This window comes from Cryobacterium soli (genome assembly GCF_003611035.1).
Classification (GTDB): Bacteria; Actinomycetota; Actinomycetes; order Actinomycetales; family Microbacteriaceae; genus Cryobacterium; species Cryobacterium soli.
The window spans coordinates 3,270,660-3,294,601 of the sequence record NZ_CP030033.1 but is presented as its reverse complement, the minus strand read 5'-3'; the positions used below and the strand labels follow the sequence as shown (position 1 = coordinate 3,294,601).

Sequence of the window (23,942 nt, the reverse complement as noted above, 5' to 3'; positions counted from 1 at the left end):
AGGCCACAGTGCTTGATTCTCAAGCTCCTATACATAGTCGAGAATCGCTGTTGGGGTCCGGGCCGGTCGGGCGTCTCACGTCGCGACAAGAGCAGAATTTCAGAACTATCCCCCAGAGACGTGTCCATAGTTCGCTGATGTTTGTCCGCTGTCGGGGCTAGGCTGTCCACATGCAGCACTTTTCTATCCTGAAATCCCTTGTCCGTGTCGCTTTGGCGAACGATAGTGAGCCACTGCGCCATCAAGTAGAGCGGCTCGCGGCAGCGATGACGGACGCAGGCGATAGCCGCGACGCCGCCGCGTTGGTTCAGCTATTGCACAGCCGTGAGCGATCGACCAAGCTCGCGCCAAGCCGGATGAAGCGCAGCGCCGTTACCGCTGGGGAGCGCATGACGGCCAGCGTCCGCGTGCCCGTGGACAAAGATTCGGCTGCCCCTCTCGCGACCATACACATGCCAGAGACGCTCGACGCGACGCTGCCACTGTTTCCGGCATCCGTTCAAGACAACGTTGATGCGCTGGTTCGTGAATGGGCGAAGGCTGACCAACTAATCGAGGCCGGCATGCATCCATCCCAATCGCTCTTGATCTACGGTGCGCCAGGTACAGGGAAGACCACGGTCGCGATGTGGTTGGCTCAGCAATTGCATCTTCCCGTAGTCGTTGCGCGCTTGGACGGTTTGATCAGTTCCTTCCTTGGCAACACCGCTCGGAACCTCGGCGCTCTCTTCGACTTCGCTAACCGCTACGAGTGCGTGCTCGTACTCGATGAATTCGACGCGATTGCCAAGTTACGCGACGATCCCAACGAAGTGGGTGAGATAAAGCGCGTAGTGAACGCGCTGCTTCAGAACATGGACGCCCGAGACGGGCGAGGCGTCACTATCGGTCTCACGAACCACGAGATGCTACTCGACCCGGCAATCTGGCGTCGATTTGAGGTCCAGCTCGCCGTTCCGCTGCCAGGCCTCGAACAACGAACCGTGATCGCAAGCCGGCTGCTTGATGATGGACTCACAGCCGAGGCCAAGCTCATCGCGTGGCTCTGTGACAGTGCGTCCGGAGCTGAAGTGCAAACGATGGCTACGAAGTATCGCAAGCGTCGCTTGCTCCGCGACGATCCCAACTCTGCGCCCATCGAAACCGCTCTACAAGTGGCGCGATCTACGTCCATTCGAGTCGAGTCCGATCGCAGACGTCAGATCGAACTTGACGAAGTACTACTAACCGCCGAGCTCGCCGCTGCCGATGGTCTCTTTAACCATGCTGAGCTTGCACAGCTCTTCAAATGCAGCACCAAGACGATTCAGCGGCGGCTGAGTGAATCCGTAGGGGAAGGCCCGAACAGTGGCGAATGAGCCGGTACAGATCGTCCTGAATCCACGCACGATCAATATTGATCGCGAGCGTACGCCCCCGGTGGGTCACGGACGAGATTTTTACGCCGGACGCAACGAAGCTTTCGCCGCGCACAGGGAGTTGATCGCGGCTTCGGTCAGACATATCATCGCGGCGCTTGAGGCCGGCGGCCTCGGCCTCGGCCACGTCAAAGTGACGATGGCCCGTAAGGCAATCGCCAAATCGCACCGACCGCAGAAGAGTATCTTCCGCTCCCGTTGGACTCCGCACGTGGCCACGGTAGACATCGGCGAACCGATTTTCGCGGCGACACCTGCATCGCTTCGACTCGTCCTCGACGCGATCGAGCAAGCTGAGACTGTTATTGATGTGCGTCTGGATGCCAACGGCGAGCCGCGCCAGAACCCGAGTCGGAATCGTTGTGAGGCGTCGGCGATCGAGTCAATCTCCTTGTGGTCCGACGAAAACAAGCGAGCCTTCAGCGCAGAAACTGGTGCGGCTTGGCTGAGCCGCCCAGGGACCGGAGGCGCGTACCTCGTTGAGTTGTTCCCCCGAGCAAGCGCCACTCACGATCAGTTGCTTGCGGCCGCCGAAACCGCTGCTTTGCTGGAACTCCGTTCGTCCCTCGTTGCCGTCGGTGTCAGTGCTGAGGTGTTGGCCAGCTCTGGTCCGCTTGTGCTGCATTCGCGAGTTATAGCTGACCATAATGTCCGGGAGCTGACGTTCGAGCCACGTGGAGTAGGTGGGCATGTTGAGCCCTTCCCAGCTGCTAGGACGGTCATCACTGTCGAACCAAACGCTCACCACGAGGCTCTGACCGCCATCGAGGCCAACCCGATGGTCCGCCACATCCTTCTGCCACCGGTCATCGCACCATCCGCTTCTGCGTCGTTCGCACTCGGTTCCCCTGCGCCCAATACGACTTTCGAGCGTGACCAAGAAGTGTCGGCTTCGGCCGTCGGAGTGATCGACGGAGGAGTAAGCGACACCATTGGGGCATGGGTTGAGAACCGCTGGGGACAGCTCGCTCCGCAGGACCGCGAGCTCGGGCACGGCACCTTCATCTCGGGCTTGCTCGTAGCCGCGGGAACGTTGAACTGGTACCTGGCGCAGCCCCACGGGTGCCGAATATTCGATATCGATGTGCTGCCAAACGACCCCGGTCAAACGGGGTTGCCCTTCGATAGCTACTACCCAGGTGGCGTCCCAGACTTCATGGATGAGATCGAAGCGGCCATCGCGGATTTTCGTCGAAACCACGGCGTACGAGTGTTCAACTTCAGCATGAATTTCACCGGTCCCGGCGAACCGAACCGCTATGGATACGTAGCTCGTCGTCTAGACCAGATTGCGGCTACCCATGACGTCATTGTGGTCATCTCGGCTGGGAACCTGTCGCTTGGCCAGTTCCGAACCGAGTGGGCGCCCGACAACGCGACCGCGCTATCGAGCCTTGTGGGCGACACTTCGGGGGTGCTAGCCGAGCCAGGGGAGAGTCTCTACAACGTTTCCGTATCAGCCCTGAATCCGCCCGGGCTCGAAAACCACGTTCCATTCGCCCCTGCGCGGTACAGCAAGCGCGGCCCGGGCCTCAGAGGAGCGATAAAGCCCGATTTCGGACACATCGGCGGATCAGGCTCTCCAACCCCGACAGAGGGATCCGGGCTGGTCTCAGTGAATGAATTTGGCACGCTCGTCGCAGAGGCCGGCACCAGTTATGCAGCCCCGCTCGTCGCGCGGAGCCTCGCCGACCTCGAGTCGCTCATCGACGGCGAAGTTTCAAGAGAAGTACTCCTCGCTCTCCTCGTGCACTATGCACGCACTCCGGAGCTATTCACCCACAAGGACCTCAAGCATGTTGCGCGAAACCTAGTTGGATTCGGTGTGCCAATCGCTGCCGATGAGATGCTGCAACGCGCCGATTCCGAAATCACGCTCGTTGTGGACAGCGTTTTGCGACCGAAGGAGGACGCTGAGCTCGAATTCTCTTGGCCCGAGGCCCTCGTGAAAGAAGGCAAGTGCCGCGGGGAGGCTCGACTCACCGTGGTGGCTAGACCGCTCCTTGCCTACGAGCACGGCGCCGAGCGTGTGCGCATGAACGTTGGCGCCCGGTTGATGCAGCAGAAACGTGATGGTGGCTTCCAGAACCGTCTCCTGCCCGTGAACGCTCCCCGCGCCAGCTCCGGCGAACCACACGCGGAGAAGGATCTCATGGATGAAGCCCTCAAGTGGCAGGTAGTCAAGTCATTTCACCGGCGCATGACAGGGCTTGGTCCGTCGTCAAACTGGAAGCTTGCAGTTGACTACTTGCCGCGTTTCGACGAGGCGCCGCCGGAGGCCGGCGTTCACTTCGCTGCGATTCTGACCATCGCAGATCCTACTGGGGTGGCACCGGTATTCCAACAGATGCGTCAGGAGCTCATTCGCCAGAATATCGAAACCGGCGACATCCGCACGAGCGTGCAGACGCGAACTCGCACGTAGTGGTGCGCCGTCCGGCGCAACTATACTTCTGAGGCCGTCGCGTCCCACGGCCGGAGGGACAGGCACAAACGGTGAGTCCCTCTTCGCTCAGGAGAAGATCTAGAGCGATCAAGTCCGGTCGCGGGCGTCTTCAGCCATCGAGCCTTACCTACCCTGTGGAATTGGTCCAGCGGATGCTCGTGCATGCCTGCGACGCAATCACACCCGACGCCTACGGTTATCTCTTCGATGATGACCTGGACGCCGTCTGGGTAGCCCTCGATATTGCAGAACGAGTTTCAGATGTGTCCAATCCGCGTCCGAAGGACGCCGTCAGACATGAGAAAACCCCCTGCGTCCCTTGAAAACAAAGGGAAGCAGAGGGTTTATCTGTGGCGGTACCGGTGGGATTTGAACCCACGGTGGAGTCTCCCCCACACAACTTTTCGAGAGTTGCACCTTCGGCCGCTCGGACACGGTACCGAGAGCGATTGTAGTTGAGTTGCGCGTGCGGCGCGAATCCGGGCAACTGTCAGTGCCTGGAGGTACTCTCTCCTCCGTGACAAACGACACCTCCACTCCCCGCACCCTTGCCCTCACCGCAGGCGCCGTGGCCGCCACCGCCGGCCTCGGCGCCGCCGCCATGGTCAACTATCGCAAGTTCCGGCTGCGCCTGGCCGCCAACGCCGCCGAGCTCAATGAGACGCTGCCGGTCAACTCGCTCTGGTGGCGCACCCACGCCAAGGAGAAGGGCGACCTGCTCTACGTCGCCATCGGTGACAGCGCGGCGCAGGGCATCGGCGCGAGCACGCCCAACCGCGGCTACGTGGGGATCCTGGCCGACCACATCCGCCTGGCCACCGGACGGAGCCTGCGGGTGGTCAACCTCAGCGTCTCGGGCGCCACCGTGGACCTGGCCGTGCGCGACCAGCTGCCGCGGTTCACCAAGCTGCAGCCCGACTTCGTGACCGTGGCGATCGGCGCCAACGACATCGCCCAGTGGGACGCGGCCCGCTTCGAGGCGGGCATCCGGGAGGTGTTCGCGGCACTGCCGCCGCACGCCCTGGTGGCCGATCTGCCCTGCTTCCACCTGCCGCACAACGAGCGCAAGGTCATGGTGGCCAACCGGATCGTGCGCGACGTGGCCGCCGAGCACGGCCTCACCGTGGTGCCGCTGCACGCGACCACCCACCGTGAGGGTTGGCGCAGCGTGTTCACCCAGGTCGCCAACGATTTCTTCCACCCCAATGACCGCGGTTACCGCGTCTGGGCGGAGGCTTTCCTGCCCGACGTGAGCGCGGTGGCGGCCCGCCGGGTCCCCCAGGCGGCGCTGGCCGACTAGGCGGGCTGAACCGGGACTGTCGGCGGCCGCAGCTAGGCTCGCTGACATGGCCAAACCCGTCTCCAACTTCCGGTGCACCGAATGTGGCTGGACCACGCTGAAATGGGCGGGCCGCTGCGGCGAGTGTCAGCAATGGGGAACCGTGGTGGAAGCCGCGGAGAAGACCGGCATCAGCCGCTCGGTCACCCCGTCGGTCGTGAGCGGCCCCGGCGTCGCCCGGCCGATCACTCACGTTGACACGACGGCGGTGGCGCACTGGCCCACCGGCATCGACGAGTTCGACCGGGTGCTCGGCGGCGGCATCGTGCCCGGCTCGGTGATCCTGCTCAGCGGCGAGCCCGGGGTGGGCAAGTCCACGCTGCTGCTCGAGGTGGCGTCCAAGGCCGCGATCGCGAAGTCCCGGGTACTCTACGTGAGCGCCGAGGAGTCGGTGGCGCAGGTTCGCCTGCGTGCGGAACGCACCGGGGCGCTGCAGCCCGATCTCTACATCGCCGCCGAAACGGACCTGGCCACCATCCTCGGCCAGATCGACGCGGTCAAGCCCGACCTGGTGATCATCGACTCGGTGCAGACCGTCTCGAGCTCGCTCAACGACGGACAGGCCGGCCAGCCCGGGCAGGTGCGCGAGGTGGCGTCCACGCTGATCCGGCTCGCCAAGGACCGCAACCTGCCGGTGCTCCTGGTGGGGCACGTGACCAAGGACGGCACCATCGCCGGCCCCCGCCTGCTCGAGCACCTCGTCGACGTGGTGTGCCAGTTCGAGGGCGACCGGCACACGGCGCTGCGCTTCGTGCGGGCGCTGAAGAACCGATTCGGCTCCACCGATGAAGTGGGATGTTTCGAGATGACCGGAGACGGCATCAGCGAGGTCGCCGACCCGAGCGGACTGTTCCTCAGCCGCGGCACCACCGCGGTGTCCGGCACCTGCGTGACCGTGTCGTTGGAGGGCCGCCGCGCCCTGCCCGTGGAGGTGCAGGCGCTGGTGATCGACACCGCCATGCCCAACCCGCGCCGGGTCACCAATGGTGTGGACGGCTCCCGGGTGGCGATGCTTCTCGCGGTGCTGGAGAAGCGGGTGGGCTACCCGCTGTCGAAGAAGGACGTCTACGTGTCCACTGTGGGCGGGGTGCGACTGGTGGAACCGGCCGCGGACCTGGCCATCGCGATCGCGGTGGCGTCAGCGCTCAAAGACGAGCCCATCGCGCACAACGTGGTGGCGTTCGGGGAGATCAGCCTTGCCGGTGAGATCCGGCCGGTCTCCGCCGCCAAGCAGCGCGCCACCGAGGCCGCCCGGCTGGGCTTCACCACCCGCATCGACGCATCCAGCAGCACCGTGCAGACCGCCGTCCTCCGGGCGCTCGGAACGGGGCTCTCCCGCCGCGACGCCGAGCTCGACAAGGCGTTCGGCTAGGGCCGTTCGGGCCGCGGTCGGTGCCACGCGGCACATGAGCAGGCGGGACTCAAGCGGTCGGGCCGCTGTCGTCGCCGATCGGTCCGAGCGCCTTGAGCAGGTCGGCGGGGGCCGCCTGCATCACGTGCGGGCCGGCGATGTCGAAGAACACCATCTCGAGGGTATTGCTGTGCACAGTGAGGAACTCGCGCAGCCACTGCGCGTCGCCCACCATCACCTGCGGGTTCACCTCGTCGGGGATCATCTGGGCGTAGTTCTCACCGGAGGAGAAGAGCAGCAGCATCCGCTTGTCGCTGCCCTCACGGCCGAAGACTCGCACCTGCTCGGCGGTGCCGTTGACCACGAGTTGGGGCACGATCACCACGTCGTTGCGGAGGGCATAGGCCACGGCGGCCACGTCCTGCTTGGCCAGGGCGGTGGCAAGGGCGTCTGAGCGGGTGTCCGGGGTTGCGTCTGTCACGTGTTCCATTCAATCATCCGCGCCCGAGCGGGGCCCACCTCGCGGCTCAGCCGGCAGCGAACGCGCGGGCGGATACTCCTCGCGGGTGCGGAGGGCCGGCTCAGTTCAGCAGGAACTGGGTGGGGCTGGCAGAGGTGACCCCGCCCACGCTCACCGAGAGGTAGTACGAGGCGCCCTCGCCGGGGACGGGCTCCCGGTCGGTGATCTCGCAGGTCTCCGGGCTCGACCGGGTGCGGTCCCAGGTGACCGGGGTCTTGGTGCTCACCGCGACGCCCGGCTCGAGGGTGACTTCGGCGTCGGCCGGGTCGGTCTGGCAGTCCGTGGAGGTCCAGTACACATCCGCCCCGCTGGTGATGGTGAACACCTGGGTGGAGGTGCCGGCGTTCAGGGTGCACGAGATGGTGCCGGTGTTGGTGACGCGCAGGGAGAGCCGGGGCTCGTCACCTGGGTCGTAGGAGCCCGCATCGGTGATGGCCTCGACGACGACATTCGCCGGGTCGCACGCGGCACCGGCGGTTGGGGCCTCGGCGGCAGGGTCGGTGTCGGCGGCCGGGTCGGTCGCGGTGCCGGTCGCCGCCGGGACGGGAGGGGCCACCTGGTCGCCGCCGCTGCCGGGCCGCACGAAGATGAGCACGATGATGAGCAGCACAGCGAGCAGACCAAGGCCCACGACAAGACGACGGCGCCGGTAGACGGCGCTGGCCTGGGGGCCGACGGGGGGCTTGGTCGTCGACATGGTTCCAGGCTAGCGAGGTCTACCGGCGCCGCCGGTAATGTCCTGCGTGTCGGTTACGATTCCATCGAAACCCGGCGACGACGCTGCAGCAGCACGCCACCGAGCACGAGCATCAGCAGGCCGCCGGCCAGCCAGGGGCCGGCCTCGAGCCCGGTGTTCGCCAGGCCCGTCGCGGTGGTGCCGGCCGTGGCGACCGTGATCTCGGTCCAGCCGATCACGGCACCGGAGGCGTCCTGCACGATGATGCGGTGGGTTCCCGCGGCCAAGTCGGTCGGCAGGGCGGCTGTGATGGTGCCCGCGGCGCTGACCTGCTTCCATCCATCGAGGTTGACCGGCGTGGACCGTACCCAGGCGGAGACGTACTGACCGGCGAAGGCGGTGCCCACGGCGATGGTGATGGTGTCGCCGGGCGCCACGGTGGAGTCGGACAGCGCGATGGTGCCCTTGAGGGCCGCCGTCAGCGCGGACTCGGCGGCAGCCGTGGGCGCTGTGGCCGGTGCCGACGGTCCCGTCGTCGGCAGCGGGGTCGGTTCCGTCGTCGGAGCGGGCGTCGGGGTCGGGGTCGGTACCGCTGCGGTGACCGCGAGGGGCACCCGCACGACGGTGCCGGATTCCTTGGCCGTCAGGGTGAGGACGCTGCTGGCGGCGGCGTCGGCCGGCACCGTGACGGTGACGGTGGCGGCGCCGTTGGCGTCAACGGATGCCGGAGCGAAGGTCGTGCTGCTTTCGTCCCAGGCCACGGTGAGCTGGCTGTTCTTCGGCGCGCCGGTGGAGGTGAGGTTCAGCTGCGAGACGGAGAAGCTGACGCTGTCGCCGGGCTTGACGGCCGTGGCCGGCAGACCGGTGACGGAGGCCTGGCGGGCCGCGAACGACGGTGACAGCGGGCTGTTGTCGGTGATGTAGGAGATCCAGGCGTCCCGGTCGATCAGACCGGAGTCCCGGGTGTCGGTGCCCTGCGCGAAGATCCGGAAGTTGTCGCCGCCGGTGAGCAGGAAGTTGAACGAGCCGATCCGGTAACCGCGGGCGAGGTCGATGGGGTCGCCGTCGATCCAGATGCCGGTGATGCGGTCACCCTCGGCGCGGGTCGCGTCGAACGTATAGTTCACGTTGTCGGAGAGGCCAAGCTGCAGGTACGCGCGACTGGGCACGGCGCCTTCGTCGTCACGCTGCCACTGCTGCTCGAGAGCCGTCTTGAACTGGGCGCCGGTGAGCGTGGTGGTCCACAGGTTGTTCAGGAACGGCAGCACCGCGTTGGCCTCGGCGAAGCTGACCTCCGCGTCCGGCGTGGTGGAGAGATCGGCGCGCATGCCGCCGGGGTTCACAACGCCGATCTCGGCGCCGCCCTTGAGCGGGTCGGATAGGGAGGCGCGCAGCGAGTTCGCCACCAGGGTACCGAGCGTCGACGGGGCTGACCGGTCTTCGACCACTGGGGCGGCGCCGTCGATTGACGCGCGGGTGATCGGCGCGGTGATCGATCCGACCGCGACGCTACCGGTGACTGCCGCCTGGGCGAGCGCGGCATCCGTGATGGACTTGACCGTGGCCACGCGCGGGAATGCGTTCACCAGGTCGGCGTCGTCGTCGGTGCTGCGTGAGACGTTCTGATTGGTGACCGTGCTGGTGCTCTGGGTGTCAGGGTCGTAGCTGAGCACGACCTGGCCGACGTTCTCGCCGTAGCTGCCGGTCTGCAGCACAGGGCGGGTCACGCCCGGCGCGGCGCCGGGAACTTGGGCGTTCCAGGCGTACTGCTTGTGGGTGTGACCGGTGAAGATGGCGTCGACGGCGGCAGAGGTCTGCGTCACGATCTTCGCGAACGCGCTGTCGGTGAGGGCGAGTTCCTGCTCGAGGGTGGCGTTCTCCACCGTGCCGGATCCGGCACCCTCGTGGTACTCCGCGATGATCACGTCGGCCTCGCCGTTCTCGGCATCGCCGTCGGTGAGCTGGGCGGCGACCCGGTTGACCGCGTCGACGGGGTCGCCGAAGCTCAGGGTTGAGATGCCGTTGGGCGAGACCAGGGTGGGGGTCTCCTCGGTGACGGTGCCGATGATGGCGACCTTCACGCCCTGCACCTCCCGGATCGTGTATTCCTGCAGGGCGGGGTCCTCGGTGCCGGCGAGGTAGACGTTAGCCCCGAGGTAGTCGAAGTCGGCCTCGTCGGAGACCCGGCCGGTGAGGTCGGCGAAGCCCTGGTCGAACTCGTGGTTGCCGACGGCGGAGACCGACAGTTCGAGGGCGTTGAGCACATCGATGGTCGGGGTATCCTTCTGCGACGCAGAGGCATACAGCGAAGCGCCGATGTTGTCACCGTCCGAGAGGACCAGGGTGCTGTCGGGGTGCTGGGCGCGCAGCGTCTCGACGGTTCCGGCGAACTTCACGGTGTTGGCGTCGATACGCCCGTGAAAGTCGTTGATGTTCAGCAGGTTCAGCTGCACCGGAGCTTGCGGCGCAGCGAGCGCCGGTACTGCCACGACGGGAGCGGCCACGAGGCACGCTCCGATCATTGCGGCGAAGGCCAGCCTGAGCGGGCGGGACGTAGTGAGCGACATTGTTCTCCTCGAGATAGGAACCTGTGATGACGGGATGACGGGATGACGGGACGCGGGATGACGGGGGGTGGAGCGGGCGCTGCTGAGACCAGCGCCCGCCCGTGGATGGGAGTGAGCGCCGGTCAGGCGCCCGGGACGGTGCTGCGGCGCCGGCGAGCGAGTACGGTGCCCGTCAGCAGGGAGCCGAGCAACAGCAGGAGCATGGCTCCGCCCAGAACGGGCAGCGGCTCAACACCCGTGCTCGCCAGGCCGCCCGCGCTGGATTTTCCGGCGAGAGTCTCCGGCACTCCGGCCGGGGTTGACGCCGGCATGGTCGGGGCCGGGATGGCCGGTGCCGGGGCAGCCGGTGCCGGGGTGGTGGGCTCCGGTGCCGGCTCGGTCGGGGTCGCCAGGTTCAGGCCGAGCACGACGGGGTCGTGGTCGGACGAGCGGTACGGGTCGGCGACGTAGAAGTCGGTGACGTTCGAGTTGTACCGGCTGTACTCGAGGGCCACCGATTCGACCGAGTTGATGTTCCACACGTCCACGGCCGCCACGGCGGCATCCGCCGCGGCCGACGCGAAGACGTGGTCGAGGGAGCCGACCGAACCGTCGTAGGCGTAGGTGTACTCGCCGCTCTTGGCCTCCTGGTTGAGGTAGCCGGCGTCAGTGATCACGGTGATCGGGTCTTCCTGGTCGTAGGCGTTGAAGTCGCCGGTGAGGAACACCCGGTCGATCCCGGTCTGGGCCGACATAGTGTCGGCGAAGGCCACCAGGGCTCTCGCCTGGTTCACGCGGGAGGCGTTGGACGCGCCCTGACCGTCGCCCATGTCGGCGTCCACGCCCGTGCCTGACCCCTTCGACTTGAAGTGGTTGACGATGGTGAGGAATCGGCTGCCGGTGTCGCCGACCAGCTGGAAGGCCTGCGCGAGCGGCTGGCGGGCGTTGCTGAACGCGGCGGAGCCGGTGAGGATGGTCGACGCGCCCACGGTCTCGACCGCGGCCTTCTGGTAGATGAAGGCGGTGCGGATGACGTCCTCGTTGGCCGGGAGAACCGTCGGGGACGGCACGTACGCCCAGGTGTCCTGGCCGAGATCGGCATTCAACGCGGCCACGAGGGTGGCCAGCGCGGTGTCGCGGTCCTTGCCGAACACGGCGGAGTTCTCGATCTCCTCGAGCGAGACGACCTGCGCGTCGAGGGCGTTGATGGCCGCGACGATCTTGGCCTGCTGGCGCAGGAAGTTCGCCTGGTCGGCGGCGCCGCGGGCGTCGCATCCGCTGCGCACGGTGATGTCGGCGCCAGCGCGGTCGGTGTAGAAGCTGCAGCCGGTGAGGGTATCGCCGGTGGTGGAGAAGTAGTTGAGCACGTTGAAGGTGCCCAGGCGGATGTCGCCGCCCACGTCCTCTGGAGCGGTCGTGCGGGTGTCGGCGAATGTGGCCGGCTGCACGGTGGCGGCGTTGGCCGGCACCAGGGCTTCTCGCGGCTGGAGCTTCCAGGCGGAGTTGCGGTAGTCCAGGATCACCGGCCGGGTGAAGGTGACGGCCGCGCCGATGCGCACGGGGGCCTCGGTGGACAGGTAGGGAACCGGCCTGTCCTGGTTGCTGGAGCTGAGGTAGTTGGTGCTGGCGCCGTCGTCGAGGGTGATCGCCCGCGCGGCGTTCGCGGCCACGGCTGCCGTGTAGCCGGCGCTGCCGGGACGGTCGGTCACGGTGGGGTTGACCAGGGGCGTGGTGCCAGCCGCGAGGCCGATCTCGGCGTACTGGTTGGTGGTGTAGTTGTTGGTGACCGTGAAGTCGCCGACCGGGCTGACGAGCATGCCTTCGAGACGTTCCCGCTCGGCGTCGGTGCTCGGCAACCGCAGCTCGCTGGCGACGGGGGCGGTGATGCCGCTGTCGTCGAGGGCTGTGATGTCGGCCAGGGTGCCGATGGTCAGCTGGGTGAGGCCGTAGTACTCGCTGACGGCCCCGACGACGCTCACGTAGTCGCCGACCGCGACCGGGCTCACCAGGGTCTTGGTGTACACGAAGATGCCGTGCGAGGCCGCATCGGTGCTGCTGCCTCCGGTGCCCGGCGTCTGCAGGTAGAAGCCGGCGAACCCGCCGACGGGGTAGGCGGCGGTGACGACGCCGACGGTCTTCACGGTGCTGCCAACCAGCGGGCTGGTGTCGCCGGTGCCCTGGATGGCACTGATCGCGGTGGTGTCCGTCGGCGGGGTGGTGGGTTCGGGCGTGTCGGTGGGCGGCGGGGTGGGGGTGGCCGCCGTCTGGCCGGCCGCGTTGGTGGGCGTGATGCTCGCCGACAGGCTGATGTCGGCGGCGTTGTTGTCGGTGTCGGCGAACGTGGTGCGGTTCAGCGACCTGACATCGGTGGTGGATGACGGAGCCGGGGCGACGGCGCCCTCGAAGGTGAGGGAGGAGCCGTAGCCGACCAGGTCGATGACAGCGGTGTTGTTGGCCGCGTCACCGGCCTCCAGGCTCAGGGCAGAGGTGGAGTCAGCAAGGATCAGGGTGCCGCTGGTGCCGCTGGGGTTGAGAGTGGAGACCTGGTCGGGGGTGGGCAGCGCGGCACCGTTGACGTCGTTGGACCCGCCGGAGACGAGGAAGTACCCGTTGGCGGGGATGGTTCCGGTCAGCGCGACGGCGGCGGGGTTGTCGGTGATCACGCCACTCGCCTTGCGGTACTGCAGCGACCAGGAGGACAGGTCGATGGGGGCGCTGGTGGGGTTGTACAGCTCCACGAACTTGTTGCTGAAGGCGGCGCCGGCGCTGCCGCCGCTGAGGTAGGCCTCGTTGATCACGACTCCGGTGCCGGCGGTGCTGGCCTGGGCAGGGACCGCCACGAGCGGGGCAAGTGCCAGGCACGCTCCGAGCACCGAGGCGAGGGCCAGCCGGAGCGGGCGGGGTGGGGCGAACGACATTGAAGACTCCTGGTGATTGCGATGAACGACTGAATGAACAGGGTGCAGGGCAGCAGGGCAGCAGGTCGTACAGGGGTGGAATTCGGGTTCCGCACACAGCACACCGAGCAGGCGTTCGGGCGCGCCGCACACACCGAGGCGGGCAGCGCACACCCGAGGCCAGTCGGCCGGGAAGTGCTGTCCGGTGAGCTTAACGACCGACTGTGTCCGGTTGGTTACCAGAGATCCAATTGCTCAGATGAGCAGAAAAAAGATCCCTCGGCGCACATCTGAGCGGATGTCAGGTCAGGCGCTTGAGCATCCGGGTGTTGCCGAGAGTGTTGGGCTTCACGCGTGCGAGGTCGAGGAACTCGGCGACACCCTCGTCGGGAGAGCGCACGAGCTCGGCGTAGACGTGCGGGTCGACGGTTTCGGTGCCCATGTCGAGGAAGCCGTGCCGGGTGAAGAAGCCCACCTCGAAGGTGAGGCAGAACAACCGGCTGAGCCCGAGCTCACGAGCGTCCGCTTCGAGCCGGTCGAGCAGGGCGTGGCCCACCCCGCGGCCGAGCCAGTCCTGCGACACCGCGAGGGTGCGCACCTCGCCGAGGTCCTCCCACATGACGTGCAGCGCACCACAGCCCACCAGGGCACCGTCGGCGTCTTCGACGACTCGGAATTCCTGCACGGCCTCGTAGAAGACCACTCGGTCCTTGCCGAGCAGGATGCGCTGCTGGACGAGCGGTTCGACGAGGTCCTGGATGAGCGGCACATCGCTCGTGCGGGCCCGACGGACCGTGAAACCCTGCTCTGTCACGTCCGCCCACTCTCCTGGCCGCTTCGGGCCGTTGATTTTACTGAAAGGTCCAGTCTAGGGCGACGTCTGGGCCGGGTTAACAAGGGAACGGCCCGGCGGAATCCGCCGGGCCGTTCCTCAGGGTGGTGCTAGTCGCTCGTGATGGCCAGGTCGGGCGTGCCCGGACCGGTGCCCACGCCCGCGGCGGCGTTGATGCCCACCGAGACGGCCTCGTTGCGGTTCGTCGTGGTGAACACGTACTCCCCGTCGACGAAGTCCACGTGCACGTGGTCGCCCGAGTTGAGCTCGCCGTGCAGGATCTTCTCGCTCAGACGGTCCTCCACCTCACGCTGGATCGCGCGACGCAGCGGCCGGGCGCCCAGGGCGGGGTCGAAGCCCACCTCGATGAGGTGTTCCTTCACCGCGAGGGTCAGGTCGATGGTCATGTCGCGGTCGAGCAGCCGGTCGCCCAGGCGCTTGACGAACAGGTCCACGATCTGCAGAAGTTCAGGCTTGGACAGCTGCGGGAAGACGATGATCTCATCGACGCGGTTGAGGAACTCGGGCTTGAAGTGCTTCTTGAGCTCCTCGTTCACCTTTCCGCGCATCCGGTCGTAGCTGGTAGACGTGTCACCCTCGAGCTGGAAACCGACCGGCGAACCGCTGATGTCCCTCGTGCCGAGGTTGGTGGTCATGATGATGACGGTGTTCTTGAAGTCGATCACGCGACCCTGGCCATCCGTCAACCGGCCCTCTTCCAGAATCTGGAGGAGCGAGTTGAAGATGTCGGGGTGAGCCTTCTCGATCTCGTCGAACAGCACCACGGAGAACGGCTTGCGGCGCACCTTCTCGGTGAGCTGACCGCCCTCTTCGAAGCCCACGAACCCGGGGGGCGCACCGAACAGGCGGGAGACGGTGTGCTTCTCGCCGTACTCACTCATGTCGAGCGAGATCATGGCGGCCTCGTCGTCGAAGAGGAACTCGGCTAGCGCCTTGGCCAGCTCGGTCTTGCCGACACCGGTGGGGCCGGCGAAGATGAACGAACCGCTCGGACGCTTGGGGTCCTTCAGGCCTGCACGGGTGCGACGGATGGTCTTGGCGAGCGCCGAGATGGCCTCTTCCTGACCGATGACGCGCTGGTGCAGTGCCTTCTCCATGAAGACGAGCCGCGAGGACTCTTCCTCGGTGAGCTTGAACACGGGGATGCCGGTGGCCTGCGCCAGAACCTCCGCGATCAGGCCTTCGTCGACCACGGCGGTGGTCTTGACGTCGCCGGACTTCCACTTCTTCTCCAGGCGCAGACGCTCGCCGAGGAGGTTCTTCTCCTCGTCGCGGAGTCCCGCTGCCTTCTCGAAGTCCTGGTCCTCGATCGCGGTCTCCTTGGCGGCGCGGACCACGGCGATCTTCTCGTCGAACTCGCGCAGCTCCGGCGGGCTCGAGAGGATCGAGAGGCGGAGGCGTGCGCCGGCCTCGTCGATCAGGTCGATGGCCTTGTCGGGCAGGAACCGGTCGGAGACGTAGCGGTCGGCGAGGTTGGCCGCGGCCACGAGGGCGCCATCGGTGATGGAGACCTTGTGGTGCGCCTCGTACCGGTCGCGCAGACCCTTGAGGATGTTGATGGTGTGCGGCAGCGACGGCTCGTTCACCTGGATGGGCTGGAAGCGGCGCTCGAGCGCGGCATCCTTCTCGAAATGCTTGCGGTACTCATCGAGCGTGGTCGCACCGATGGTCTGCAGTTCGCCACGGGCGAGCAGCGGCTTGAGGATCGAGGCCGCGTCGATGGCGCCCTCGGCGGCACCCGCACCGACGAGGGTGTGGATCTCGTCGATGAACACGATGATGTCGCCGCGGGTGCGGATCTCCTTGGTGACCTTTTTCAGGCGTTCTTCGAAGTCACCGCGGTAGCGGCTGCCCGCGATCAGCGAGCCGAGGTCGAGCGAGTAGAGCTGCTTGTCCTTGAGCGTCTCAGGCACATCGCCCTTGACGATCGCCTGGGCGAGGCCCTCGACGACGGCGGTCTTGCCGACTCCGGGTTCACCGATGAGCACGGGGTTGTTCTTGGAGCGGCGGGAGAGGATCTGCATGACCCGCTCGATCTCCTTCTCGCGCCCGATGACGGGGTCGAGTTTGTTGTCGCGCGCCGCCTGCGTGAGGTTGCGCCCGAACTGGTCGAGAATCTGGCTGCCCGCGGGGCCGGCTGCGGTCTCGTTCGCGCCCACCTGCACCTGCTCCTTTCCCTGGTAGCCGGAAAGGAGCTGGATGACCTGCTGGCGCACCCGGTTGAGGTCGGCGCCGAGCTTGACCAGCACCTGGGCGGCTACGCCCTCGCCCTCGCGGATGAGCCCGAGCAGGATGTGCTCGGTTCCGATGTAGTTGTGGCCGAGCTGCAGGGCTTCTCGCAGGCTCAGCTCGAGGACCTTCTTGGCACGAGGCGTGAACGGGATGTGCCCGGTGGGCTGCTGCTGGCCCTGGCCGATGATGTCCTGCACCTGTTCGCGCACGGCATCCAGGGAGATGCCGAGGCTCTCCAGGGCCTTGGCGGCCACGCCTTCACCCTCGTGGATGAGACCGAGCAGAATGTGCTCGGTTCCGATGTAGTTGTGGTTGAGCATCTTGGCCTCTTCCTGGGCCAGGACGACGACACGACGAGCTCGGTCGGTAAATCTCTCAAACATATGAACACTCCCTTGGCGCCAGGGCGGTTATGGCACCGATACAAAGAGAGTAACCAGCGCGAGCGCCGAACCGGGCCTCTGTTCGCCGTGGGCGTGACGGATGCCGACACCCGGGGTCACGCGCCACGTGCGAAACGGGTCGGCGGCACCGCGACGATTCCGCGGAAACGCTTGCGCAACACATCGACAATCGATATGTTCAGTGCACAAGACATATCGATAATCGTTAGGACGAGGATCCCATGACGAACACCACCCGCACCCGCACCGAGCGCACCGCCCGATGGGAACGCCGATTCGGCCGCGGGCTCACCTGGACCGTGCTCGTCGGGGCCGTCGGATGGGGGCTGCTGGCCACCGTGGCCGGCATCGTCACCGTGCTGGCCCAGCTCGTGCAGGACCGCTTCGACGTGACCCTGCTCGCGGACACACCCCTGCCCGACGCGGCATCCGGAGGCACGGCCCGCCTGGTGGACGGCTCCTTCGACACGGCCGAGGTCACCGTCACCGGGCTCAGCGCCCTGCCCCGGTTCCTGCTCACCCTGGAGGGCGCCACGGCCGTGGCGACGACGCTTCTCGTCTCGGCGACCGTGGCCTACTTCTGCTGGGGTGTGCTGCGCCGTCGCCCGTTCAGCCGCCCGGTGTTCGCCCTGGTGGCCCTGGTCGGCTACGCCCTGCTCCTGGGAACGGTCCTCGGCCAGGGTTTCGGCGGGCTCGGCCGCATGATCGCGGCCGGCGAGCTGAACGGCACCGGTGTCGACGGCTTCTGGCCGTTGGCCACCCAGGTCGATCTCGGCCCGGCCGGAACCGGGCTCGTGCTCCTTGTGGCCGCCGCGGCCATCTCGATCGGCCAGCGCATGCAGCGCGACACCGACGGCCTCATCTAGTGGCCCCCGTCGACGACGACGAGAGCACCGGCATCCACTGCCGGCTCGACGAGTTGTTGGTCGAGCGCGGCCTCACCCTCACCCGGCTCAGCGAGCTGGTCGGGGTGAGCGTGGTGAACCTGTCGGTGCTGAAGAACGACCGGGCCAAGGCCATCCGCTACTCGACCCTGGCCGCGGTCTGCGTGGCGCTGGACTGCGAGGTCGGCGACCTGTTGGTGCGGGCCGACTGACCGCGGTCTTCGCCGAGTGCGGTGCCCTTGCGAGGGCTCGGGAGTGCGCAAATACTGGCTGCATCCAGTTCAGCGCGACCAACCGACCCAGAACCGCAGGCGAAAGGCGGCGGCACCATGGACGGCACTCAGAATCTCGCACCCCAAGCCGACGGCTCGCCCCCCGGCACGGCCAGGGGCGCGGGCGCCCCGCCGGACCCGGCCGAGGAGATCGCCCGGCTCTCCGCCGAGAACGCCCGCCTGCGCGCGCAGGCCGGCCCTGCGGCCGACCACCGGGCGGGGGCGCGGTGGCGGGCGTTCTTCGCGGCGCTCCTGATCACCGTGGGTGTGCTCCTGGCCCCGGTCAGCGTGGTGGCCTACTGGACCAAGGGGTACGTCAACAACACCGACCAGGTGGTGTCCTCCCTCGCCCCGCTGGCCAAGGACCCGGCCGTGCAGGCCTACCTCGTCGACGAGATCGTCACCGTGGTCAACGACAACGTCGACATCGAGTCCATCACCGGCGACCTCTTCACCGGTCTGCAGAGCCTGGACCTGCCTCAGGGCGCCAAGGACGCCCTGGCACTGCTGGAGAAACCGGCGGTGCAGGGCATCCAGGGGCTGATCCGGTCGGCCGCGTCGAGCATCGTCACCTCGGATGCGTTCGCCCAGCTCTGGGCGCAGGCCGTCCGGGTGAGCCAGACCCAGATCGTCGCCGCCCTCGAAGGCGACCCCACCTCCGCACTTGTGATCAGCGGCACCGGCGAACTCGGCATCCAGCTCGGCCCGATCATCTCCGAGGTCAAGACCGAGCTGGTCAATCGGGGCTTCACGCTGGCGCAGAACATCCCCGACGTCAACCGCACCATCGTGGTCGCCCAGTCCGACTCCCTCGTGCAGGCGCGCACCGCATATCAGTTGCTGAACGTGCTGGGCTTCGTGCTCCCGCTGGTCAGCCTGGGGTTGATCGCGATCGGCATCCTGCTGGCCCGGCGCCGGGCGCGTGCCCTGATCTGGGCGGGGCTGACCTTGGCGGCATCGATGGCGCTGCTGGCGGCGGGCGTCGCCGTGGGCCGGATCGTGTTCGTCAACTCGGTCGCCCCTGCCTACCTGCCCAGCGACACCGCCCAGGCGCTCTACGACGCGGTGGTCCCGATCATCAACGCCACGGCGCTGTCGGTGGGCCTGGTCGGCGTGACCGTGGCCGTCGTCGCCTACCTCGCCGGACCGTTCCGCGGCTCCACCATCGTGCGGCGCACCACGGTCAACACCTCCGCCCGGCTCCGCCTCGCCGCGGCCAATGCCGGTGTCACAACCGGTCGGTTCGGCGCTTTCCTCTACCACTACCGCCGGCTCGCTCACGTGCTCATCGGTCTGGCCGCTGCCGCCGTCGCAATCTTCTGGCGGCCGCTGACTCCCCCGGTGATCATCTGGACGGCCGTGCTCGCACTGCTCGCGGTGCTCCTCGTGGAGCTGCTGCAGCGGCCGCCCACCGAGTCGACGGGAACCGTTACGGCCGAAATCGCCCCCGAACCGCTGGGGCCGACCGAGCCGCCCACCTCCGAGTCCGAGCAGCGTGAGGAGGTCCTCGCATCCACCAGGCCGCTGCCGCCGGACGGACTCGGCGACCGCAACCAGACCGCCCCCACCGAGCCTCTGCCACCGTTATCGTCCAAGAGCGACACGGATTAGGGTCGGAGGGTGAGCAACCTGGAAACCGAACCGGCCGAACTCCTCTGCGACGGCAGTACGCCGCTCGGCACCGTGACCGAGGCGTCCGCCCCCGTCGTCATCCTCGAGCCGCGCGACGTCCCCCTGGGCGGGCCCCGCGCCATGGGGGTGCGCCGCACGCTCCCCCAGCGCCGGCGCAGCCTGATCGGCGCCTGGTGCTTCGTGGACCACTACGGCCCAGACGACGTCTCCGTCACCGGCGGCATGGTCGTGCCGCCGCATCCGCACACCGGACTGCAGACCGCGAGCTGGCTCTTCGCCGGCGAGGTCGAGCACCGCGACAGCGTCGGCAGCCTGGCCCTGGTACGGCCGGGCGAGCTCAACCTGATGACCGCCGGGGCCGGCATCAGCCACTCCGAGGTGTCCACGCCCACCACGACGGCCCTGCACGGCGTGCAGCTGTGGATCGCGCTGCCCGAGCTCACCCGGCACCAGGCCCCGCGCTTCGAGAACCACGTCATCACCCCCGTCACCCTGAACGGCGTCACCCTGCACGTGTTCATCGGCAGCCTGGCCGGGCAGACCGCGGCTGCCCGGGGCGACACCCCGCTGGTCGGCGCCCAACTCGACCTGGCCGCCGGGGCTTGGATCGACCTGGACGTGCAGAGCTCCTTCGAGCACGGGGTGCTCGTCGACACCGGCGCCGTCTCGGTCGCCGGCACGCCGGTGCGGCAGAACGAGCTGGGCTTCGTCGACGCCGGGCGCGGGCGCATCCGGTTGGAGAACACCGGCCAGGCCCACGCCCGCGTGCTGCTGCTCGGTGGCGAGCCGCTCGGCGAACAGATCGTGATGTGGTGGAACTTCATCGGCCGCAGCCACGAGGAGATCACCGCGTGGCGGGCCCAGTGGCAGACCGAGGTGATCGACGAAACGGATGCGGCCGGCCGGTTCGGCCACGTCGCCTACCACGGCACCGCCCTGCCGGCACCGGCGCTGCCCACTGTGCGGCTGAAGCCCCGGGACTGAACGCGCCTACTGAACGGCCGAGGTCAGCCGGGCCAGGTTGTCCAGGATCGTCGACCGCAGCGGCTGCTTCATCCACTCGTCGAGGGTGAGCTCCCGGCTGTCCGCCCGGTAGCCGTCTTCCACCTCACGCAGCGCCTCCACGAAGGAGTGCCCGCGCACCATCAGGGACACCTCGAAGTTGAGGCTGAACGAGCGCATGTCCATGTTGCTCGACCCGATCACCGCCACGTCGTCGTCGATGGTGAAGTGCTTGGCGTGCAGCACGTACGGCGCCTTGTACATGTAGATCTTCACGCCCGCGCGCAGCAGTTCCTCGTAGTAGGAGCGCTGGGCGTGGTAGACGAGGGCCTGGTCGCCGATCTCGGAGACGAACAGCTCAACGTGCAGGCCCCGCTGCACGGCCGTGGTGATCGCGTACATGATCGACTCATCGGGCACGAAGTACGGGCTCGTGATCACGATGCGTTCCTGCGCGTAGTAGAGCAGCGCGAGGAAGAGACGCAGGTTGTTCTCGCCCACGAAGCCGGGACCGCTGGGCACCACCTGGCAGTCGATGGCGTCGGAGATGTCCTCCGGGTGCACGGGCTCGATGTCGCGGGTGAGCAGCTCGTTGGTCTCGCTGTACCAGTCGGTGATGAAGATGGCATTCAGGCCCGACACGATGGGCCCCTCGAGCCGCACCATGAGATCCTTCCACTTCAACCCGCGGCGGATGTTGGACTTCATGTTGTACGTGCGGTCGATCACGTTCTGCGAGCCCATGAACCCGACCCGCCCGTCCACGATGACGAGCTTGCGGTGGTTGCGGAGGTCGGGTCGCTGCCACTTGCCCGTGAACGGCTGCAGCGGCAACATCAGTTCCCACTTCACGCCGGAGTCCGTGAGACGCCGCTTCGTGCGCTTGAATCCGGGTTTCCGCGCCGACTGGATGTGGTCCATCAGCACCCGCACGGTCACGCCGCGCTTGACCGCGTTCTCCATGGCGTCGAAGAACCCCGCCGTGGTGTGGTCGAGGGAGAGGATGTAGAACTCCACGTGCACGTACTTGGTGGCCCTGTCGATGTCGGCGGCCATCGCGGCGAGAGTCTCTTCGTAGTTGCCGTGCAGACGGGCCCGGTTGTCGCCCACCAACGGCATGGCGCCGAGATTGCGGTTGAGCTCCACCACCGACTCCAGCCAGCCCGGCCACGGGTGCTCCCGGGTCACCCGTTCCATGCCCTCGGTGCTGTCGAGGATGAACTGGTTGATCTCAGCCTGCTTCTCGACGCGCTTCTTAGGCAGTGTGCGGAAGCCGATCAGCAGGAACAGGAGCGCCCCGAAGTACGGGATCAGGAAGATCGCCAACAGCCAGGCCATCCCGGAGGTGGGCCTGCGGTTGCGCGGGACCACGATGATGGCCACAACCCGGATCGCGAAGTCAACAAGGAACGCCACCACGAGGAGGATGGTGGACAGGTCGATGCCGAACACGCTTAGCCGGCCGGTTTGTCGAGGCCGAGCTTGGCCCGTTCTTCGGCTTCGATGCGCGCGTAGGCGTTTCGCTCCGTGCGGTCGGCGCGGATGATGGCACGCATGATGATCCAGAAGATCACGCCGACCAGAACCGTGGGCGCGAGCGAGAACAGTGCGTTGGCCCAGAAGTCATCCATAGTCACACCAGCCTACGCGGTCCCGCCCCCGCCCCATCCGCGAGCTGTGACTTAAGCACCGGGATTCCCCGTTTTTGCGTGCTTTTCTCACACTTCGCGAGGTGGACCGGGGGTTACTTGACGAGAATGCCCCAGATGCCCGAACCCAGCAGGTAGAGGCCGATACCGCCGACCACGATCCAGATCATGATCCGGTTGGTCGACGGGCCCTTTTTGCCGCCGTCGTCGTCGGGCTTCAGCTCGTCCTTGGGCAGAAAAGTCATCATGCGGTCACTTTACCAACGGGAAGAGGATGGTCTCGCGGATGCCAAGGCCGGTGAGGGCCATCAGCAGCCGGTCGATGCCCATTCCCATGCCGCCGGTGGGCGGCATACCGTGCTCGAGCGCACGCAGGAACTCCTCGTCCAGGCGCATCGCCTCGGGGTCGCCGCCGGCGGCGAGCCGGGCCTGTTCCACGAAGCGTTCGCGTTGCACGACGGGGTCGACGAGCTCGGAGTAGCCGGTGGCCAGTTCGAAACCGCGGATGTAGAGGTCCCACTTCTCCACGACGCCGTCGATGGAGCGGTGCCCGCGCACGAGCGGGCTGGTGTCCACCGGGAAGTCGAGCACGAAGGTAGGGCGCACGAGGTCGCCCTTGACGAAGTGCTCCCAGAGTTCCTCGACGTACTTGCCGTGGATCGGGTGGTCGACCTCGACGCCCTCGACCGCGGCCAGAGCCTGCAGGTCGGCCAGTGGGGTGGCGGGGCTGACGGTGCGCCCCACGGCCGCCGACAGGCTGTCGTACATGCTGATGCGGTCCCACTGGCCGCCCAGGTCGTACTCGGTGCCGTCGGCCCAGGTCACGACGTGCGAGCCGCCGGTGATGGCCGCGGCGGCGTCCTGGATGAGGGTCTGGGTGAGCTCGGCGATCGAGGTGTAGTCACCGTACGCCTCGTAGGCCTCGAGCATGGCGAACTCGGGCGAGTGGGTGGAGTCGGCGCCCTCGTTGCGGAAGTTGCGGTTGATCTCGTAGACCCGGTCGATGCCGCCGACGACGGCGCGCTTGAGGAAGAGCTCAGGGGCGATGCGCAGGAACAGCTCGGTGTCGAAGGCGTTGCTGTGCGTGGAGAACGGCCGGGCGGAGGCGCCACCGTGCATGGTCTGCAGCATGGGCGTCTCGATCTCGAGGAAGCCGCGCGCGGTGAAGGTGGCGCGCAGGCTCGCGACGGCCTGCGAGCGCTGCACGACGGTGCGGCGGGCCTGGTCGCGGGCGATGAGGTCGAGGTAGCGGCTGCGCACCCGGGTCTCTTCGCTGAGTTCGGAGTGCAGGTTGGGCAGCGGCAGCAGCGCCTTGGCGGCGACCTGCCACTCGGAGACCATGATGGAGAGTTCGCCGCGGCGGGAGGAGATGACCTCGCCGGACACGAAGACGTGGTCGCCGAGGTCGACGAGGTCCTTCCAGGCCGCGAGGGATTCCTCGCCGACGGCGGCGAGCGACACCATGGCCTGGATGCGGCTGCCGTCGCCGGACTGCAGGCTCGCGAAGCACAGCTTGCCGGTGTTGCGCAGGTGCACGATGCGGCCGGCCAGGCCGACCGTGACGCCCGTGGCGGCATCCGCCTCGAGGTCGCCGTACTCGGCGCGCACGGCGGGGATGGTGTGGGTGACGGGCACCGACACCGGGTAGGCACCACCGCCGGCGTTGGTCGCCGCCGCGTTCAGGCGGTCGCGCTTGGTCAGGCGCACGGCCTTCTGCTCGGACAGTTCGGCCGCTGCGGCCTGTGCGTCCTGCTCGTCAGTGCCGGGCGTGTAGCCGGGCGCGGCGTCGGGGGTGGTGCTCATGCGGTTCTCCGTCGGTGG

18 protein-coding genes and 1 tRNA gene are annotated in these 23,942 nt (G+C 67.3%); 8 read left to right on the top strand and 11 right to left on the bottom strand.

What is annotated here, in order from left to right; translation table 11 throughout:
- Positions 1 to 170 precede the first annotated feature (170 nt).
- The gene (locus tag DOE79_RS15225; RefSeq protein ID WP_120339236.1) at positions 171 to 1,358 is read left to right on the top strand and encodes an ATP-binding protein; all 1,188 of its coding nucleotides are present in this window, start codon (positions 171 to 173) and stop codon (positions 1,356 to 1,358) included.
- Positions 1,348 to 3,843: a S8 family serine peptidase gene (locus DOE79_RS15220; protein WP_162942782.1), complete on the top strand. Its 2,496-nt coding sequence runs from the start codon at positions 1,348 to 1,350 to the stop codon at positions 3,841 to 3,843. Before DOE79_RS15225 ends, DOE79_RS15220 begins: the two co-directional genes overlap by 11 nt.
- A gap of 372 nt (positions 3,844 to 4,215) precedes the next feature.
- On the opposite strand, the gene DOE79_RS15215 is transcribed toward DOE79_RS15220, so the two are convergent.
- A tRNA-Ser gene (locus tag DOE79_RS15215) sits at positions 4,216 to 4,305 on the bottom strand.
- Positions 4,306 to 4,381: 76 nt separating this feature from the next.
- Here DOE79_RS15215 and DOE79_RS15210 point away from each other — a divergent pair.
- Both DOE79_RS15210 and radA read left to right on the top strand, forming a co-directional pair.
- Positions 4,382 to 5,164, top strand: coding sequence for an SGNH/GDSL hydrolase family protein (locus DOE79_RS15210; protein ID WP_245976968.1), 783 nt, complete (start codon positions 4,382 to 4,384; stop codon positions 5,162 to 5,164).
- 46 nt (positions 5,165 to 5,210) lie between these two features.
- Entirely contained in the window at positions 5,211 to 6,575 is a 1,365-nt protein-coding gene (gene radA / locus DOE79_RS15205) for a DNA repair protein RadA (protein WP_120339234.1), read from the top strand.
- 49 nt (positions 6,576 to 6,624) lie between these two features.
- Here radA and DOE79_RS15200 read toward each other — a convergent pair whose 3' ends face one another.
- From DOE79_RS15200 to DOE79_RS15175, 6 genes are all read right to left on the bottom strand, one after another.
- Entirely contained in the window at positions 6,625 to 7,035 is a 411-nt protein-coding gene (locus DOE79_RS15200) for a dehydrogenase (RefSeq protein ID WP_245976967.1), read from the bottom strand.
- A 100-nt stretch (positions 7,036 to 7,135) separates the two neighbouring features.
- Positions 7,136 to 7,771: a hypothetical protein gene (locus DOE79_RS15195; protein WP_120339232.1), complete on the bottom strand. Its 636-nt coding sequence runs from the start codon at positions 7,769 to 7,771 to the stop codon at positions 7,136 to 7,138.
- 53 nt (positions 7,772 to 7,824) lie between these two features.
- On the bottom strand, positions 7,825 to 10,317 hold the full coding sequence (locus DOE79_RS15190; RefSeq protein ID WP_120339231.1) for a bifunctional metallophosphatase/5'-nucleotidase: 2,493 nt from the start codon (positions 10,315 to 10,317) through the stop codon (positions 7,825 to 7,827).
- Between the two features lie 122 nt (positions 10,318 to 10,439).
- The gene (locus tag DOE79_RS15185) at positions 10,440 to 13,214 is read right to left on the bottom strand and encodes an ExeM/NucH family extracellular endonuclease (protein WP_120339230.1); all 2,775 of its coding nucleotides are present in this window, start codon (positions 13,212 to 13,214) and stop codon (positions 10,440 to 10,442) included.
- 280 nt (positions 13,215 to 13,494) lie between these two features.
- Positions 13,495 to 14,007 (bottom strand): amino-acid N-acetyltransferase, encoded by a 513-nt coding sequence (locus tag DOE79_RS15180; protein WP_120339229.1) that lies wholly within the window; start codon positions 14,005 to 14,007, stop codon positions 13,495 to 13,497.
- Positions 14,008 to 14,135: 128 nt separating this feature from the next.
- Entirely contained in the window at positions 14,136 to 16,661 is a 2,526-nt protein-coding gene (locus DOE79_RS15175; RefSeq protein ID WP_120339228.1) for an ATP-dependent Clp protease ATP-binding subunit, read from the bottom strand.
- A gap of 242 nt (positions 16,662 to 16,903) precedes the next feature.
- On the opposite strand from DOE79_RS15175, the gene DOE79_RS15170 reads away from it, so the two are divergent.
- The 4 genes from DOE79_RS15170 (at position 16,904) to DOE79_RS15155 (ending at position 20,454) form a co-directional block, all read left to right on the top strand.
- Positions 16,904 to 17,548 (top strand): hypothetical protein, encoded by a 645-nt coding sequence (locus tag DOE79_RS15170; RefSeq protein WP_120339227.1) that lies wholly within the window; start codon positions 16,904 to 16,906, stop codon positions 17,546 to 17,548.
- A complete protein-coding gene (locus DOE79_RS15165; RefSeq protein ID WP_120339226.1) occupies positions 17,548 to 17,778 on the top strand; it encodes a helix-turn-helix domain-containing protein in 231 nt (76 codons plus the stop codon). The genes DOE79_RS15170 and DOE79_RS15165 overlap by 1 nt, the downstream gene beginning before the upstream one ends.
- 117 nt (positions 17,779 to 17,895) lie before the next feature.
- Entirely contained in the window at positions 17,896 to 19,449 is a 1,554-nt protein-coding gene (locus DOE79_RS15160; protein ID WP_120339225.1) for a hypothetical protein, read from the top strand.
- Between the two features lie 9 nt (positions 19,450 to 19,458).
- A complete protein-coding gene (locus DOE79_RS15155) occupies positions 19,459 to 20,454 on the top strand; it encodes a pirin family protein (protein ID WP_120339224.1) in 996 nt (331 codons plus the stop codon).
- 6 nt (positions 20,455 to 20,460) lie between these two features.
- Here DOE79_RS15155 and cls read toward each other — a convergent pair whose 3' ends face one another.
- From cls to lysS, 4 genes are all read right to left on the bottom strand, one after another.
- Positions 20,461 to 21,915, bottom strand: a complete 1,455-nt coding sequence (cls, locus tag DOE79_RS15150) for a cardiolipin synthase (protein WP_425455726.1) — start codon at positions 21,913 to 21,915, stop codon at positions 20,461 to 20,463.
- Between the two features lie 11 nt (positions 21,916 to 21,926).
- Entirely contained in the window at positions 21,927 to 22,103 is a 177-nt protein-coding gene (locus DOE79_RS20620) for a hypothetical protein (protein WP_162942781.1), read from the bottom strand.
- A 113-nt stretch (positions 22,104 to 22,216) separates the two neighbouring features.
- Complete coding sequence (locus DOE79_RS20615; RefSeq protein ID WP_157109259.1) at positions 22,217 to 22,369, bottom strand: hypothetical protein; 153 nt, start codon at positions 22,367 to 22,369, stop codon at positions 22,217 to 22,219.
- 4 nt (positions 22,370 to 22,373) lie between these two features.
- The gene (lysS, locus tag DOE79_RS15145; RefSeq protein ID WP_120339223.1) at positions 22,374 to 23,924 is read right to left on the bottom strand and encodes a lysine--tRNA ligase; all 1,551 of its coding nucleotides are present in this window, start codon (positions 23,922 to 23,924) and stop codon (positions 22,374 to 22,376) included.
- Between the last annotated feature and the right edge of the window lie 18 nt (positions 23,925 to 23,942).